At 64.5% G+C, this 15,669-nt stretch carries 15 protein-coding genes and 2 tRNA genes; 6 read left to right on the forward strand and 11 right to left on the reverse strand.

Features of this window, described 5'->3' with window-relative positions:
• Nucleotides 1-31: 31 nt before the first annotated feature.
• Entirely contained in the window at nt 32-571 is a 540-nt protein-coding gene (locus tag G5S38_RS06780) for a peptidylprolyl isomerase (protein ID WP_165066287.1), read from the reverse strand.
• Nucleotides 572-694: 123 nt separating this feature from the next.
• Between G5S38_RS06780 and G5S38_RS06785 the strand changes: the two genes are divergently transcribed.
• Nucleotides 695-1,321 carry a DNA helicase gene (locus G5S38_RS06785; protein WP_165066290.1) on the forward strand — a complete coding sequence of 209 codons (627 nt, stop codon included), beginning with the start codon at nt 695-697 and terminating at the stop codon, nt 1,319-1,321.
• 159 nt (nt 1,322-1,480) lie between these two features.
• Here G5S38_RS06785 and G5S38_RS06790 read toward each other — a convergent pair.
• From G5S38_RS06790 to dnaA, 10 genes are all read right to left on the reverse strand, one after another.
• Nucleotides 1,481-1,553: transfer RNA gene (locus G5S38_RS06790), tRNA-Ala, on the reverse strand.
• Nucleotides 1,554-1,577: 24 nt separating this feature from the next.
• A tRNA-Ile gene (locus tag G5S38_RS06795) sits at nt 1,578-1,651 on the reverse strand.
• 72 nt (nt 1,652-1,723) lie between these two features.
• Nucleotides 1,724-2,131, reverse strand: coding sequence for a DUF3566 domain-containing protein (locus G5S38_RS06800; protein WP_165066293.1), 408 nt, complete (start codon nt 2,129-2,131; stop codon nt 1,724-1,726).
• Nucleotides 2,124-4,748 (reverse strand): DNA gyrase subunit A, encoded by a 2,625-nt coding sequence (gene gyrA / locus G5S38_RS06805; protein ID WP_165066296.1) that lies wholly within the window; start codon nt 4,746-4,748, stop codon nt 2,124-2,126. The genes G5S38_RS06800 and gyrA overlap by 8 nt, the downstream gene beginning before the upstream one ends.
• A gap of 117 nt (nt 4,749-4,865) precedes the next feature.
• Entirely contained in the window at nt 4,866-7,004 is a 2,139-nt protein-coding gene (gene gyrB, locus G5S38_RS06810) for a DNA topoisomerase (ATP-hydrolyzing) subunit B (RefSeq protein WP_165066299.1), read from the reverse strand.
• Nucleotides 7,005-7,169: 165 nt separating this feature from the next.
• Complete coding sequence (locus G5S38_RS06815; RefSeq protein WP_165066302.1) at nt 7,170-7,664, reverse strand: DUF721 domain-containing protein; 495 nt, start codon at nt 7,662-7,664, stop codon at nt 7,170-7,172.
• Nucleotides 7,665-7,713: 49 nt separating this feature from the next.
• Complete coding sequence (gene recF / locus G5S38_RS06820) at nt 7,714-8,862, reverse strand: DNA replication/repair protein RecF (protein WP_165066305.1); 1,149 nt, start codon at nt 8,860-8,862, stop codon at nt 7,714-7,716.
• Between the two features lie 4 nt (nt 8,863-8,866).
• Nucleotides 8,867-9,781: a phosphogluconate dehydrogenase (NAD(+)-dependent, decarboxylating) gene (gnd, locus tag G5S38_RS06825; RefSeq protein WP_268921051.1), complete on the reverse strand. Its 915-nt coding sequence runs from the start codon at nt 9,779-9,781 to the stop codon at nt 8,867-8,869.
• Nucleotides 9,782-9,824: 43 nt separating this feature from the next.
• Nucleotides 9,825-10,970: a DNA polymerase III subunit beta gene (gene dnaN, locus G5S38_RS06830; RefSeq protein ID WP_165066311.1), complete on the reverse strand. Its 1,146-nt coding sequence runs from the start codon at nt 10,968-10,970 to the stop codon at nt 9,825-9,827.
• 430 nt (nt 10,971-11,400) lie between these two features.
• Complete coding sequence (gene dnaA, locus G5S38_RS06835; RefSeq protein WP_165066314.1) at nt 11,401-12,843, reverse strand: chromosomal replication initiator protein DnaA; 1,443 nt, start codon at nt 12,841-12,843, stop codon at nt 11,401-11,403.
• A 344-nt stretch (nt 12,844-13,187) separates the two neighbouring features.
• Here dnaA and rpmH point away from each other — a divergent pair, with 344 nt between their 5' ends.
• From rpmH to G5S38_RS06860, 5 genes are all read left to right on the forward strand, one after another.
• Nucleotides 13,188-13,325: a 50S ribosomal protein L34 gene (rpmH, locus tag G5S38_RS06840; protein ID WP_010204566.1), complete on the forward strand. Its 138-nt coding sequence runs from the start codon at nt 13,188-13,190 to the stop codon at nt 13,323-13,325.
• A 12-nt stretch (nt 13,326-13,337) separates the two neighbouring features.
• Nucleotides 13,338-13,679: a ribonuclease P protein component gene (gene rnpA, locus G5S38_RS06845; protein WP_165066317.1), complete on the forward strand. Its 342-nt coding sequence runs from the start codon at nt 13,338-13,340 to the stop codon at nt 13,677-13,679.
• A complete protein-coding gene (gene yidD, locus G5S38_RS06850) occupies nt 13,676-14,017 on the forward strand; it encodes a membrane protein insertion efficiency factor YidD (RefSeq protein ID WP_165066320.1) in 342 nt (113 codons plus the stop codon). Before rnpA ends, yidD begins: the two co-directional genes overlap by 4 nt.
• 7 nt (nt 14,018-14,024) lie before the next feature.
• Nucleotides 14,025-14,987, forward strand: coding sequence for a membrane protein insertase YidC (gene yidC / locus G5S38_RS06855; protein WP_165066322.1), 963 nt, complete (start codon nt 14,025-14,027; stop codon nt 14,985-14,987).
• A gap of 79 nt (nt 14,988-15,066) precedes the next feature.
• Entirely contained in the window at nt 15,067-15,660 is a 594-nt protein-coding gene (locus tag G5S38_RS06860; RefSeq protein WP_165066325.1) for a Jag family protein, read from the forward strand.
• The last annotated feature ends 9 nt before the right edge of the window (nt 15,661-15,669 follow it).

The raw sequence follows: 15,669 nt of genomic DNA on the forward strand, positions 1-15,669 counted from the left end.
GCTTCATCGGGGGTTGAAGTCGACCAGCAGGTCAGACCTCGTCGATGGTGACCGAGTTGATGACGACGTCTTCGCGGGGACGGTCACTGCGGTCCTTCTCGACGGCCTCGATCTTCTTCACGACGTCGCGCGACTCATCGTCGGCGACCTCGCCGAAGATGGTGTGCTTGCCCTGCAGCCAGGTGGTGGGAACCGTGGTGATGAAGAACTGCGAGCCGTTCGTGCCACGGCCACCCTGGGTGCCGGCGTTCGCCATGGCGAGCACGTAGGGCTTGGTGAAGGTGAGCTCGGGGTGGATCTCGTCGTCGAACTGGTAGCCGGGGCCGCCGGTGCCCTGTCCGAGCGGGTCGCCGCCCTGGATCATGAAGTTGTCGATGATGCGGTGGAAGATGATTCCGTCATACAGCTTGTCCTTGGAGACCTTGCCGGTGCCGGGGTGGGTCCACTCGATGTCGCCCGTAGCGAGGCCGACGAAGTTCGCGACGGTCTTGGGTGCGTGGTTGCCCAGCAGGTTGACGCGGATGTCTCCGAGCGTGGTGGAAAAGGTTGCGACGTGCGTGTGCGTAGACATTCGACAATCCTCCCACATCGGCCCTGAAGGTCGGGGGAAGCACAGCCGGCACAGTGTTGGCCGACGGGCCATGCCATGAAAGGATGATCAGGTTCGCAGGCACCATTACCGGAGGTTGATCCCATGGCACTGTCCCGTAAGCACAAGAAAGAGATCAAGCGGCTGAAAAGCACCGCTTCTGACCTGTGGGACGAACAGCGCGATGTGTTCGGGCACGCCTCGTCCGTCGTCAAGGAGGCTGGCCGCCAGATCGGCAACGTCTCGCGCGAAGAAGTGGTGCCCCGCGTGAGCGGCGCATACAACGACCGGCTCGTTCCCGTCGTCTCCTCCGGTTACAAGGCGACCAGGAACGCGGTCGACGGGGCGCAGCACAAGATCGTCCACGACGTCATCCCCGGTGTCTCGTCGTCGCTCGCATCCGCACTCGCCACCCTCGAGGTCTCGAAGGACCCGCGCGTGCGCGAAGCCGTCAAGCAGGTGCACCTCGCCAGCGACAAGGTCGGCAAGTCCGCCAAGGGCGCATACGCCGACGTATCGAAGAAGGCCGTCAAGACCTACAACACGGTCGGCACCAGGGTCGGGTTCGTCAAGCCGCCGAAGCGCGGCCTCGGATTCGGCGGATACGCCCTCATCGCACTGGGCGTCGTGGCGGTAGCCGGTATCGCCTATGCCGCATGGCAGACCCTGCGCGCCGACGACGAGCTGTGGGTGCTCGACGAGGCAGAAGACGGCGACACCCCGCAGCAGTAACCCAACCAACGCGAAAGCGCCGCCCCGTGAGAACGGGTGCGGCGCTTTTTCGTTGTGCTGGCGACTTCGTGCAGTTCTCATGACGCTGTTGTAGGTGACGCTGTCTTACATGATGCTGTCGTGCATGACGCTGTACTGCCATGGTGCTGTACTACCCAGTGGATCCTAGGAGAATCGAACTCCTAACCCCCGCCTTGCAAAGGCGATGCTCTGCCAATTGAGCTAAGGACCCGTGGTGGCCCCGAAAGGCCGACCGTGGGGATACCAGGACTTGAACCTGGGACCTCTTCGTTATCAGCGAAGCGCTCTAACCGCCTGAGCTATATCCCCGTGAGGGCAGATACGAGAGTATCGCACCCTGTGTGTTTCACCGAATCGAGAGCGGTTCCGACTCGGCCCTAATCAGCTGTTTTGGAATCCGACCAGCAGCCCGCCGGTGACACGCGCCGCCAGGTTGTAGATGAGCGTCGCGACGGCGCCGAGCGCGGTGCCGATCACGATGTTCAACGCCGCCACGATCACCGCGAACAGGGTGACCTGCAGCAACGAGAAGTCCGCGGTGACGCTGAACGTCTCGTCGCCGAGCACGCCCTGGAACAGGTCGTTCACGCGCTGGAAGATACCGGAGCTGTTGAGGATCGTCCAGGCCAGGGCCACCACGACGACCTGCGCGATACCGGCGCAGATCGAGGTCAGGAACGAGAGCTTCACGACGGACCAGAAGTCGATGTACACCAGCTTGAGGCGCACCTGCTTGCTGGAGGTCTTGCGAGGGGCCTTGCGCTGGAGTTTTTCGGCGACGCTACTCATCTGCGGATTCGTCCTTCCCGGCCGTGCTTTCGCCGACCGATGTGTCTCCGGCCTGCGGCGCCTCGGGGGTGTCCGACGCGACGTCTCCGGTGAGAGCTTCCACGCCCTGGGCTTCCAGATTGCGTTCACTGTTCTTGGCAACTGCGATGATTCTGTCATCATCCGCAAACCGCGCGAAAACGACCCCCATCGTGTCCCGACCCTTGGCAGGGACCTCAGCGACAGACGAGCGTACCACCTTGCCGCTCGCGAGCACGACGAGCACCTCGTCGTCTTCGCCCACGATCAGGGCGCCGGCCAGGTCTCCGCGGTTCTCGGCGAGCTTGGCCACCTTGATGCCGAGGCCGCCGCGGTTCTGTACGCGGTACTGGTCGACGTCGGTGCGCTTGGCGTAGCCGCCCTCGGTCACGACGAACACGTATCCCTCGGTGGAGACGACGGATGCGTCGAGCAGCGTGTCATCCCCGCGGAAGTGCATGCCGATCACTCCCGACGTCGACCGCCCCATCGGACGAAGCGCGTCGTTGCCGGCGGTGAATCGCACGGACATGCCCTTGCGCGAGACGAGCAGCACGTCGGAATCCTGCTCGACGAGCATGGCCGAGACGAGCTCGTCGTCGTCCCGCAGGTTGATGGCGATGATGCCGCCGGTGCGGTTCGTGTCGTACTCGGTCAGCGCGGTCTTCTTGATCAACCCGCCCTTGGTGGCGAGAACCAGGTACTCGGCGACCTCGTAGTCGCGGATGTCGAGGATCTGCGCGATCTCCTCACCCGGCTGCAGCGCGAGCAGGTTGGCGACGTGCTGGCCCTTGGCATCACGGCCGGCCTCCTGCACCTCGTAGGCCTTGGCGCGGTACACCCGGCCGCGGGTGCTGAAGAACAGCAGCCAGTGGTGGGTGGTGGTCACGAAGAAGTGCTCGACCACGTCGTCCGCGCGCAGCTGGGCGCCCTTGACGCCCTTGCCTCCGCGGTGCTGGCTGCGGTAGTTGTCGCTGCGGGTGCGCTTGATGTAGCCGCCGCGCGTGACGGTGAGCACCATCTCCTCTTCGGGGATGAGGTCTTCGACGTTCATGTCGCCGTCGAACCCGAACATGATCTCGGTGCGGCGGTCGTCGCCGTACTTGTCGACGATCTCGGTGAGTTCGGTGCTCACGATGTCGCGCTGGCGCTGCGGGGTGGCGAGGATGTCGCGGTAGTCGACGATCAGACGCTCGAGTTCATCGTGCTCGTCGATGATCTTCTGTCGTTCCAGCGCGGCGAGCTGGCGCAGCTGCATGGCCAGGATGGCGCGGGCCTGCAGCTCGTCGATGTCGAGCAGCCCGATGAGTCCCTCGCGCGCGGCCTCGGCGTCGGCGCTGCGGCGGATGAGCGCGATGACCTCGTCGAGGGCGTCGAGCGCCTTGAGGTACCCGGTGAGGATGTGCATGCGCTCTTCGGCCTTGCGCAGGCGGAAGGTGGTGCGACGGATGATGACGTCGATCTGGTGTGCGACCCACGCGGTGATGAAACCGTCGATGGGGAGGGTGCGGGGAATGCCGTCGACGATCGCCAGCATGTTGGCGCCGAAGTTCTCCTGCAGCGAGGTGTGCTTGTAGAGGTTGTTGAGCACCACCTTCGCGACCGCGTCGCGCTTGAGCACGATGATGAGGCGCTGGCCGGTGCGGCCGGAGGTCTCGTCGCGGATGTCGGCGATGCCGCCGAGCTTGCCTTCCTTGACGAGGTCGGCGATCTTGACCGCGAGGTTGTCGGGGTTCACCTGGTACGGCAGCTCGGTGATCACCAGGCAGGTGCGGCCCTGCAGCTCTTCGACGCTGACGACCGCCCGCATGGTGATCGATCCGCGACCGGTGCGATAGGCATCCTGGATGCCCTTGATGCCGAGGATCTGCGCGCCGGTGGGAAAGTCCGGGCCCTTGATGCGCTGAAGGAGCGCCTCGAGGAGTTCTTCGCGCGTCGCATCCGGGTTCGCCAGCGACCAGAGGGCACCGGATGCCACTTCCCGCAGGTTATGCGGAGGAATGTTGGTCGCCATGCCCACCGCGATACCCACCGACCCGTTGACCAGCAGGTTCGGGAACCGCGACGGCAGCACGTCGGGCTCGAGGGTGCGCCCGTCGTAGTTGTCGGAGAAGTCGACGGTGTCCTCGTCGATGTCCCGCACCATCTCCATCGCGAGGGGGGCCATCTTGGTCTCGGTATACCGGGATGCTGCGGCGCCGTCATTACCGGGAGAGCCAAAGTTGCCCTGCCCGAGGGCGAGCGGGTACCGCAGGTTCCACGGCTGCACGAGGCGCACGAGCGCGTCGTAGATCGACGAGTCACCGTGCGGGTGGAACTGTCCCATCACGTCGCCGACCACACGGGCGCTCTTCGAGAACGAGCGGTCGGGGCGGTAGCCGCCGTCGTACATGGCATAGATCACGCGGCGGTGCACGGGCTTGAGGCCGTCGCGCACCTCGGGGAGTGCCCGGCCCACGATGACGCTCATCGCGTAGTCGAGGTACGACCGCTGCATCTCGAGCTGCAGGTCGACCTGCTCCACCTTGTCGTGGGCCAGGTCGATCTCGCGGCCCGCGATCTGCGGCTCGGAGTCTTCCGGAGGAGTTACGTCAGCCATGGAATCTCACAATTCGGTCGTGCGTCGTGGAGCTCAGGGATTTCGGACGGCGCCGCGGATGCTGGCGACGGGGTGGATCAGCGTGCGGCGCGGGTACTGGCGCGCAACTCGAGCGCGCTAGATGTCGAGGAACCGCACGTCTTTCGCGTTCTTCTGGATGAAGTTGCGCCGGGACTCGACGTCCTCGCCCATCAGGGTGGAGAAGATCTCGTCGGCCACGAGCGCGTCGTCGAGGGTGACCTGCAGCAGCGTGCGGGTCTCCGGGTTCATCGTGGTCTCCCACAGCTCCTTGTAGTCCATCTCGCCGAGGCCCTTGTAGCGCTGGATCCCGTTGTCTTTCGGGATGCGCTTGCCTGCCGCGATGCCCGCTTCGAGCAGGGCGTCGCGCTCCCGGTCGGTGTAGACGTACTCGTGCGGGGAGTTCGACCACTTGAGCCGGTACAGCGGCGGCTGCGCGAGGTACACGTAGCCGAGGTCGATGAGCGGCCGCATATAGCGGAACAGCAGGGTCAGCAGCAGCGTGGTGATGTGCTGGCCGTCGACGTCGGCATCGGCCATCAGCACGATCTTGTGGTATCTGGCCTTCTCGGGAGTGAAGTCCTCCCCGATGCCGGCGCCGAATGCCGTGATCATGGCCTGCACCTCGTTGTTGCCGAGGGCGCGGTCAAGTCGGGCCTTCTCGACGTTGAGGATCTTGCCCCGCAACGGGAGGATGGCCTGGGTCTCGGGGTTGCGTCCCTGCACCGCAGAGCCGCCTGCCGAGTCGCCCTCGACGATGAAGATCTCGCTGAGGGCGGGATCCTTGCTCGAGCAGTCCTTGAGCTTGCCCGGCATGCCTCCCGATTCGAGCAGTCCCTTGCGGCGGGTCTGCTCACGAGCCTTGCGGGCGGCGAGCCGCGCCTGCGATGCCTGGATCGCCTTGCGGATCACGTCGCGGCCCTGCGCGGGATTGCGGTCGAACCAGTCGCCGAGCTGCTCCCCCGCGACTCTCTGCACGAACGACTTGGCGATCGTGTTTCCGAGCTTGGTCTTCGTCTGGCCCTCGAACTGCGGCTCGGCAAGCTTCACCGAGATGACGGCGGTCAGGCCCTCGCGAATGTCGTCACCCGTGAGGTTCTCGTCCTTCTCGCGGATGATGCCCTTCTCGCGGGCATACCGGTTGACGAGGGTGGTGAGCGCGGCGCGAAAGCCCTCTTCGTGGGTGCCTCCCTCGTGGGTGTTGATGGTGTTCGCGTACGTGTGCACGCTCTCCTGGTAGGAGGTCGTCCACTGCATCGCGACTTCGAGCGAAATCTTGGCCTTGGTGTCCTCCAGCTCGAAGGAGATGATCTCCGGATGCACCACCTCCACCTTCTTGGCGGAGTTGAGGTACTCCACGTAGTCGACGAGGCCCTTCTCGTACAGGTACGACACCGTCACCGGCCCCTCTGCCTCGGCGTCACCGGCCTCGGCGACGGCCCCGGCCTGCGCTGCGGCCCCGGTGCTGGCGACCGACTCGTCACGCTCGTCGGTGAGGGCGATGGTGAGTCCCTTGTTGAGGAACGCCATCTGCTGAAAGCGTGCCCTCAGCGTCTCGTAGTCGAATTCGATGCTCTCGAAGGTGTCGGGGCTCGGCCAGAAGGTGACCGTCGTGCCCGTGGCATCCGATTCCTCCCCACGCTCGAGCGGGGCGTTCGGTACACCGTGGGTGTAGCTCTGGCGCCACACGTAACCCTGGCGGCGTACCTCGACGTCGACGGCCTTCGACAGCGCGTTGACGACCGAGATACCGACGCCGTGCAGTCCTCCGGATACGGAGTACCCGCCACCGCCGAACTTTCCCCCGGCGTGCAGGATGGTCATGACGACCTCGACCGTGGACTTGTTCTCCGACTTGTTGAGGTCGACCGGGATGCCGCGGCCGTTGTCGACCACGCGGATCCCCCCATTGGCCAGCATGGTCACCAGGATCGTGTCGCAGTAGCCGGCGAGTGCCTCGTCGACGGAGTTGTCGACGACCTCGTAGACCAGGTGGTGCAGGCCGCGCGGACCGGTCGATCCGATGTACATGCCGGGGCGCTTGCGCACCGCTTCGAGTCCCTCGAGCACCTGGATCTGGTCAGCACCGTAGGTGTCGTCGCGGGGCTCGGCGATGTCCGACGCGGTGGCCGGAGCGGCGTCATCCGCGGCGCCAGCGGCGGAGTCGGCGGCGTCTGACGGGGTGGAGGAGGTCGATGAGCCGTTCTCGGGCAGATCGGACGAGGGATTTGACGTCATCGGAAATGTGGCTCCTGCCAGATAGATCGAGAATGTCAACCGCGGCCGGGCATTCAGAGGGAAGCTGCCGCAAGGACTGTCCCAGTCTACCAAACCACTGGGAGCCCCGAGCGCGTCACGCGCGTGTGAGGCCCTCATTCGTGGGGGATGACCGAATATGGGTTGTCAACCGTAAGTATCGCGAGGACCACGCCCTGGAACTGATTTGGGGCCGCGTTTCCACGAGGGGGCACCCGGGCCTTCGAAACGTATCGTCACGATGCCCGCGTCCGGGTAGCGCACAGCGATGTGCGTCAGTATCTGCACCCGCATCAGGCGCAGCTGGGTCGCCCACGCGGTGGAGTCGCACTTCACCGTGAGCGTTCCCTCCTCTATACCGGCGGGATGGGAGTGCTCGGCGGTCTCCTCGCCCGCGATCTCGGCCCAGGACGCCATCATCTCGGACTGCGCGAGCGGTGAATCCCACCCCATGCGGGAGGTCAGCGAATCGAGAACGTCGCCCAGGCCGTGTGCATCGCGTCCGGCGCCGAACGCCGAACTTGACCCCGGTTCCTTCGTCGCGCGCTTGCGCGCATCGCTCGACCTCGACTGGCCATCGCCGAACACGCGCCGAAAGCGTTCGAATACCAGCCGGGACTCCGACTCCTCGTCGGCACTCATGCGCCGTGCCCCACCGTGCCGCATGTGGTTCCCGTGCGCTCTGCGGTTGTCATTCGACGATCTTCCCCTGCACAATGCGCACGGTGGTGCGGGTCATCTCCTCCGGCACGTCGTCGAACACCGCGGCCGTGACCAGCACCTGCTCGAACCCGGCGACCGCGAGCGACAGTCGCGCCCGGCGTGACTGGTCGAGTTCGGCGAACACGTCGTCGAGGATGAGCACGGGATCTCCCGAGGTCGACTCACGGCGCAGCACCTGGGCCGACGCCAGCTTGATGGCCAGCGCGAACGACCACGATTCACCGTGGCTGGCATATCCCTTCGCCGCCATGCCGTTGAGGCCGAAGACCACGTCATCGCGGTGCGGGCCGACGAGCGTCACGCCGCGGTCGAGTTCGGAGCGTCGCACCCGTGCCAGTGCGGTGCGAAAGGCCTCGGCGATGTCGGCGGGCGATGGCGCGGTCTCTGCAGGGGACAGCGGCTCGGTGGCATCCGGGTCCGACACGATGCTGAGCTGGGTGGCGAGGGTAGCGCGGTGGTCCTCCCCCGCGACCGATATATATGCGGATGCCACTTCCGGGCGCAATTCGTCGACGAGGGCGGTCCTCGCCGCGATGATCTCCGACCCGAGCGCCACCAGCCGGTCGTCCCACACCTCGAGTGTCGACAGCCCTCCGCCCTTGATGCCGGCGGCCCGCGCCGACTTGAGCAGGGTGTTGCGCTGTTTGAGCACACGATCGTAGTCTGCGGTCACACCGCTCATGCGCGGCGATCGCAGCACGAGGAGCTCGTCGAGGAACCGCCGGCGGCTCGATGGATCGCCCCGAACCAGCACCAGGTCTTCGGGGGCGAACAGCACGCTCGAGAAGTACCGGGGCAGTTCGCGCACCTTGATCGGCGACCGGTTGACCTGTGCGCGGTTGGCGGCGCCCCGGTTCAGCTGTACTTCGACCAGCCGCTCCCGGCCATCGTGTTCGAGCCGCGCCCGGATGATCGCCGATCCCATGCCCTGCCGGATCATGGCGTGCTCGGTCGACACCCGGTGCGACGACAGGGTGCTGAGGTACCCGAGTGATTCGACCAGGTTGGTCTTGCCCTGGCCGTTGCTGCCGACGAACAGGTTGGGGCCGGGCGAAAGGGCGATGTTGGCGGTCTCGTAGTTACGAAAGTCGACGAGGCTGAGGTGCCGGACTAGCACCTGGTCAGTCGGCCTTCTTGACTCCGTGTCCACCGAACTGGTTGCGCAGTGCGGCCACCGCCTTCATGGCGGGCGAACCGTCTTCCTGGCGGGACACGAATCGGGCGAAGATGGAAGCGCTGATCGTCGGCACCGGGACGGCGTTGGCGAGTGCTTCCTCGACGGTCCAGCGTCCTTCGCCGGAATCCTCGACGTAGCCCTCGATGTCGTCGAATTCCGGGTCCTGCTCGAGTGCCTTCACGAGCAGCTCGAGCAACCAGGAGCGCACGACGGTCCCGCGCTGCCACGCCTTGAATGTGCCGGTGACGTCGTCGATGATGTCGCTGCGCTTGTCGAGCAGCTCATATCCCTCGGCGAAGGCCTGCATGAGCGCGTACTCGATGCCGTTGTGCACCATCTTGGCGTAGTGGCCGGCGCCGGTACCGCCGGCATGCACGAAGGATTCGTCGCGAGGACCTTCCGGCCGCAGCGCGTCGAAGACCGGCATGGCGCGATCGACGTCGTCCTTGCTTCCGCCGACCATCAGGCCGTAGCCGTTCTCGAGGCCCCAGACTCCTCCGGAGACGCCGACGTCGAGGTACGACATCCCCGCCGCGGCGCACAGCTGGGTGTGGACCGCGTCGGAGGTGAAGCGCGAGTTGCCGCCATCGATGATCATGTCGCCGGGTGACAGCACGGTGATGAGGTCCTGGACGACGCCGGTGGTGATATCCCCCGCCGGCACCATGACCCAGACGATGCGAGGGGCGGGCAGTGCGTCGGCGAGCTCGGCGAGGCCGGCGACGTCGGTCACATCGGGGTTGCGGTCGTAGCCGGTGACCTCGACACCCCCCGCGCGCAGGCGCGCGCGCATATTGTTTCCCATTTTTCCGAGGCCGACGAGTCCGATGTGCATGTGTCGCTCATTCCTGTTGCGCAGGCTCGGGCGCCGTGGTGCGGAGCTCCGGTCCGGTGCGGGGTTTCTACCGAAGGAGGAGGTTCGGCTGGAGAAGGTAACGGTAGTCGTCTGCCCCGGCCTGGTCCTTCGACGTCTGGCTGGTGATCATGACCGGACCCGGCTTGTTCGGGTTGTCGGTCTTCGTGAAGGAGATACGGACGAATTCGGTGCGAACCGCGCCGATACCGTCGAGCAGGAACTGCGGCTTGAGGGAGACGACCATGTCGCCGCCGGTCAGGAACGCGTCGATCGACTCCGATGCCTGGGCCTGCTCCGACCCGACCGCCTCGAGCTTCACGCCGTCGACGCTGAAGCTGAACCGGAGGGCTGCCTCCCGCTCGAGCACGAGCGACACCCGTCGAACGGCCTCGACGAGCTCGGCGGTGTTCATCACGGCGAAATTGTCGACGATCTCCGGGAACAGGCGACGCACCGGCGGGAAGTTGCCCTTGATGAGCAGCGAGGTGACCGTGCGCTTCTCCGACTGGAAGGCGATCAGCTCGCGTTCATCCGACCGCGCGATCGACACCGAGATCGACCCACTGTGGCCGAAAGTCTTGCCGATCTCTTGCAGGGTGCGCGCGGGAACGAGCGCGGTCGCGGCGTCGACGTCGGATCCCGCGGAATCCCAGGCGATGCCGCGAACCGCGACGCGGTAGCGGTCGGTCGCGACGAGGCTGAGCGATCCCGCGGAGACCTCGAGCTGCACCCCGGTGATCACCGGGGTGACGTCATCACGCGAGGCCGCTACCGCGACCTGCGACACAGCAGCGGCGAAGTCCTCTGCTGACAGTATCCCGGATTGCTCGGATACCTGAGGAAGGTTTGGATATTCCTCTACCGGCATGCTCAGCAACGTGAAATTGGCGGTTCCGCACGACACCGTGACCCGCGATCCTTCGGTGGTCATGGTGATCGGTGCGTTCGGCAGCCGGCTCGCGATGTCGGCGAGGAGGCGCCCGGAGACGAGCACCCGCCCGCTCTCCTGGATGTCGGCGGCGATGGAGGTCTGCGCCGAGACCTCGTAGTCGAATGATGACAACGTGAGTGCGGCATCCGATGCCTCGATCAGGACGCCGCTGAGGATGGGAAGCGTTGTCCGTTGTGGCAGGAGCTTCACGGCAAAGGAGACGGCTTCGCTAAAGACGTCTCTGTTGACCTGAAACTTCATAGTGATCCCCTTGCAACATGCGGACGGCTCGGGTTCCCATACTGGCACAGCGATTCCCGCGCAGCGGGTCCCGACCGAATGGCCTCTCGAGACACCACAGGTTCTTTTCTCGACAACTGAATTTTTAAAAGAACAAGAATATTAACCGCTGTGCGAACTGTGAGTAACTCGCTGGATCCCTGTCATCCCCGAGGAACTACACGAGTGTGAGTTGTGCACAGGCTGTGGAATCAAATGTGTAGTTTCTGCGGCGCATCGCGGCGTCTCGGCGCAGTTTCCACAACTTGTAATTCGAAATCGAGCGATTCGGGGTAGTTATCCACCGTTTCAACAAAGTTATCCACACTGTGGACTTTGTCCGCTGGTTTCGGGCCCAGAATCGTCCGCGGTTCGAGCAAAGCGAATGCCTCCTCGATGAGGACCCCGGTGATCAGATCTTGCTGTAGCGGTGGTTCTGCTTGATGCGACTGGTCAGCTCGGTGACCTGGTTGTAGATCGACCGGCGTTCCTTCATGAGCTCGCTGATCTTCTTGTTCGCGTACATCACCGTGGTGTGGTCGCGGTTGCCGAACAACTGGCCGATCTTCGGAAGAGACAGGTTCGTCAGTTCCCGGCACAAGTACATTGCGATCTGCCGCGCGGTCGCCACGGCCTGCGACCTCGATGAGCCGTAGAGGTCGTCGACGGTGAGTTTGAAGTAGTCCGCGGTGTGGTTGATGATGTCGACCGGTGCGATGACGTTGTCGTCGTCGAGGGTAATGAGGTCCTTGAGGACCGTCTGAACGAGGGCGAGGTCGACCGGGGTGCGGTTGAGGCTCGAGAAGGCGGTCACCCTGATGAGGGTGCCCTCCAGCTCACGGATATTCGACGAGACCTTCGACGCCATGTACTCGAGGATGTCGTCCGGCACCTGCAGTCGTTCGCTCTGCGCCTTCTTGCGGAGGATCGCGATCCGTGTCTCGAGGTCCGGCGCCTGCACGTCGGTGATGAGGCCCCACTCGAAGCGTGACCGCATGCGGTCTTCGAAGCCCGTGAGGTGCTTCGGCGGCAGGTCGCTGGTGATGACCACCTGGCGGTTGTGGTCGTGGAGGGTGTTGAAGGTGTGGAAGAACGCTTCCTGGGTCGAGTCCTTGCCCTGCAGGAACTGGATGTCGTCGATGAGGAGGATGTCGATGTCGCGGTAGCGCGATTGGAAGACCGAGGCCCGGTTGTTCGCGATGGAGTTGATGAAGTCGTTCGTGAATTCCTCGGAGCTGACGTAGCGCACCCGTATGCCCGGATACAGGCTCTCCGCATAGTGGCCGATCGCGTGCAGCAGGTGGGTCTTGCCCAGGCCGGAGTCGCCATAGATGAAGAGCGGGTTGTACGCCTTCGCGGGCGCTTCCGCCACCGCGACCGCGGCAGCGTGGGCGAAACGGTTCGAGCCGCCGATGACGAAGTTGTCGAAGTTGTACTTGGGGTTGAGGCGGGAGTCCCCGGCCCGCGGTGTCGAGCGCGGGTCGGTGCGCGCCGACGGGTGTTCCACAGGCGAGGATGGCTGTGAATGCTGCTCGATATAAGGCTTCTCGGCAGTCTCCGGCGCAGAGAGTGAATCGTGGGATATGTCGGGATTGACCACGATCGCGAAATTGGCCACGGATGCGCCGTCGCCGAGCCCGGCAATTGCGCCGAGTAGTGGCAGCCGGATCCGCTGCTCCAACATGCCCCTGGTCAGGTCATTCGGCACTTCGAGATACAGCGTGCCCGCCATGACCCCCTTGGGTTCGACGAGACTGAGGAAGCCCTGCAACTGCGGCGTGATGCGCTCATCGGACCGGAGGCTCGTCAGCACCGCCTGCCAGATCGGCAGTACGTCGTCGGCTACTTCGCTCATGAGTCCCCTCTGTGGGAGTCAGCTCCCAGAATCTATACACAGGGTTATCCACTGCCTGTGCAATTCCACCACCTTAGTTTGCAGGGTCTGCAGGCACGTGGGTAGGGCAGGCCTGCTGTGAATATCGACGGTTCTCCACAGGGCGGGTTTGACCATCAGCCATTAACACCGTATTTTTAATCAGTTGACTTCAGGCTTCCAGGCCTTTCTACACTTCAGGGATTCATAGAATCCGCGCATCCCGGCACCCATGTCGCCGGCACCGCGAGTGGGTGTGGTGGATGCAATGCCGTCGCAGTCGAACTGCCGAGACCTGAACACCGAATACGTCGTGGAGACCGATTATGAGCAAGCGCACATTTCAGCCGAACAACCGCCGTCGCGCCAAGGTGCACGGCTTCCGACTCCGTATGCGCACCCGCGCCGGCCGCGCCATCCTCGGCGCCCGTCGTCGCAAGGGTCGTACCGAACTCTCCGCATAGTCCGGTTGCACCGTGCTGGCGCGCAGTAACAGGATCGTCCACGCCGACGATTACCGCGCAACGGTACGGTCGGGGCGGCGCTCGACGTCGCCCCACTCGGTGATCTACCTGCGGCACAACGGTCGGGCTGCCGAGCCACGGTTCGGTTTCATCGTCGCGAAGAGTGTAGGCAATGCCGTCACGCGCAACCTGGTTCGCCGACGCCTCAAAGGCGCCGCGTTCGAGTTGCTGCCGATGGCCGCACCGGGCACCGACCTCGTGGTGCGCGCATTGCCAGCGGCGGCGCAGGCCCCATGGGATACCCTGAGAGCCCAGATTTCCGAGGCGCTGAGCAAGGGTGTGACACGACAATGAGCAATGTCATCGCCGCTGTCCTGTTACTCCCCCGCAATATCTGCGTCGGTATCCTCCGTATCTATCGCGCCGTGATCTCGCCGCTGTATGGCGATGTCTGCCGGTATTACCCCTCGTGCTCGTCATACGCACTCCAGGCCATCCAGCACCACGGAATGGTGCGCGGCATCTGGCTCGGTACGAAGCGAATCGCCCGATGCCATCCCTGGGCAGAGGGCGGAATCGACGACGTTCCTGAATCCCGGGGAATGCCACATGAAATATCCCGGTTCGGGTTCGTTGTCCCCGACCACGGCACCGCGCGTGCTGCACTCGTAGACAGCCGCGGAAAGGCCTGACCAACGCATGGACATTCTCGGAACGATCCTGTGGCCCATCAAGTGGGTCATCGAGGCGATCCTCGTCACCTTCCACACGCTGCTGACCGCGGCGGGCATGGACACCGATGCCGGGCTCACCTGGGTCCTCTCGATCGTCGGCCTCGTGCTCGTGGTCCGCGCCCTGCTCATCCCGCTGTTCGTGAAGCAGATCAAGAGCCAGCGGCGAATGCTCGAAGTGGCGCCGCAGCTCAAGAAGATCCAGGACAAGTACCGGGGAAAGAAAGACCAGTTCTCCCGTGAAGCGATGCAGCGCGAGACAATGGCGCTATACAAGCGCACCGGAACCAACCCCCTCGCATCCTGTCTGCCACTACTCATCCAGATGCCGATCTTCTTCGGCCTGTTCTCGGTGCTCCAGGGAGCCCAGTCCGAGGGCAACCCCGCCGGTATCGGCTTCCTGAACCAGGAACTGGCGACGTCGTTCGGTACGTCGGAGTTGCTGGGTGCACCGCTGCACCTCGCGATCAGCACTGCCGGCGGCAACATCAACGTCATCATCATCGCGGCCATCATGGTGGTTCTGATGACCGGGTCGCAGTTCATCACGCAACTGCAGATCATGTCGAAGAACCAGTCGCCCGAGATGAAGAACTCGCCGATGTTCAAGCAGCAGCGCGTGCTGCTCTACCTGCTGCCGTTGGTATTCGCGTTCTCCGGGTTCACCTTCCCCCTCGGCGTCATGTTCTATTGGCTCGTCTCCAACTTCTGGACCATGGTGCAGCAGTTCCTGGTCATCAGGAACATGCCGACCCCCGGCAGCGAAGCGGCCCTGGCCCGCGAGAACCGCATCGCGAAGCGCAACGCGCGCCGCGGCATCACCATCGTCGAAGAGTCAGAGGCGAAGCCGGCGGTCGAGCCCAAGACCACGCAGCGCCAGCAGCCCGTCGGCAAGGCCCGTGCCAAGAAGAAGCCGGCTACACCCCGCTGATCCCGCCGGAGCCGAGCTGCCCGGTTGATCGCCGGAGCATGCCGCCCTCGACCGTCTGACCTCCAAAGAAAGCAGCACCATGAGCAACCGCGTGACGCCCGATGCAGTGCCGATCGATGCAGTGCCGATCGATGCGGTGGCAGTTGATGCCGTGCCGTCTCCTCCCCCCGTTGTCGAGCCTGTGACCGGGTCGATCGAGGAGGTCGAACGCACGCCGGGACAGCTCGAGGAGGAGGGGGACATCGCCGCCGACTACATCGAGGAGCTGCTCGATATCACCGACCTCGATGGCGACATCGATATCGACGCGCGTGGGGGCCGCGCCTACATCTCGGTCAATTCCAGCCAGGACAGCAATCTGCGCATCCTCTCCAAGCCCGATACCGTGACGGCGCTGCAGGAGCTCACCCGGCTGGCGGTCCAGGCCAAGACCGGCTCGTTCTCCCGGTTGATCCTCGACGTCGGCGGTTCGCGTGAGGCCAGGGCGGCCGAGCTCGCCGCACTCGTCGAGCACGCCATCGCCCGCATCGAAGAAGGATCCGCGTCTGCGTCGCTTCCTCCGATGTCGTCGTACGAGCGCAAGCTGGTGCACGACATAGTTTCGGGTGGTGAGTACGTCTCTGAATCCGAAGGTGAAGGGCGTGACCGGCACACCGTGATCCGCCGCGCCTGATCTCACACG

It is taken from the genome of Marisediminicola senii (assembly GCF_011057645.1).
In the GTDB taxonomy this organism is placed as follows: domain Bacteria; phylum Actinomycetota; class Actinomycetes; order Actinomycetales; family Microbacteriaceae; genus Marisediminicola; species Marisediminicola senii.

Excerpts from the sequence above, each read along its gene's own strand:
- G5S38_RS06780 (WP_165066287.1), bottom strand. The coding sequence starts at position 571 with ATGTCTACGCACACGCACGTCGCAACCTTTTCCACCACGCTCGGAGAC.
- G5S38_RS06785 (WP_165066290.1), top strand. The coding sequence starts at position 695 with ATGGCACTGTCCCGTAAGCACAAGAAAGAGATCAAGCGGCTGAAAAGC.
- G5S38_RS06800 (WP_165066293.1), bottom strand. The coding sequence starts at position 2,131 with ATGAGTAGCGTCGCCGAAAAACTCCAGCGCAAGGCCCCTCGCAAGACC.
- gyrA (WP_165066296.1), bottom strand. The coding sequence starts at position 4,748 with ATGGCTGACGTAACTCCTCCGGAAGACTCCGAGCCGCAGATCGCGGGC.
- gyrB (WP_165066299.1), bottom strand. The coding sequence starts at position 7,004 with ATGACGTCAAATCCCTCGTCCGATCTGCCCGAGAACGGCTCATCGACC.
- G5S38_RS06815 (WP_165066302.1), bottom strand. The coding sequence starts at position 7,664 with ATGAGTGCCGACGAGGAGTCGGAGTCCCGGCTGGTATTCGAACGCTTT.
- dnaN (WP_165066311.1), bottom strand. The coding sequence starts at position 10,970 with ATGAAGTTTCAGGTCAACAGAGACGTCTTTAGCGAAGCCGTCTCCTTT.
- dnaA (WP_165066314.1), bottom strand. The coding sequence starts at position 12,843 with ATGAGCGAAGTAGCCGACGACGTACTGCCGATCTGGCAGGCGGTGCTG.
- rpmH (WP_010204566.1), top strand. The coding sequence starts at position 13,188 with ATGAGCAAGCGCACATTTCAGCCGAACAACCGCCGTCGCGCCAAGGTG.
- yidD (WP_165066320.1), top strand. The coding sequence starts at position 13,676 with ATGAGCAATGTCATCGCCGCTGTCCTGTTACTCCCCCGCAATATCTGC.
- yidC (WP_165066322.1), top strand. The coding sequence starts at position 14,025 with ATGGACATTCTCGGAACGATCCTGTGGCCCATCAAGTGGGTCATCGAG.
- G5S38_RS06860 (WP_165066325.1), top strand. The coding sequence starts at position 15,067 with ATGAGCAACCGCGTGACGCCCGATGCAGTGCCGATCGATGCAGTGCCG.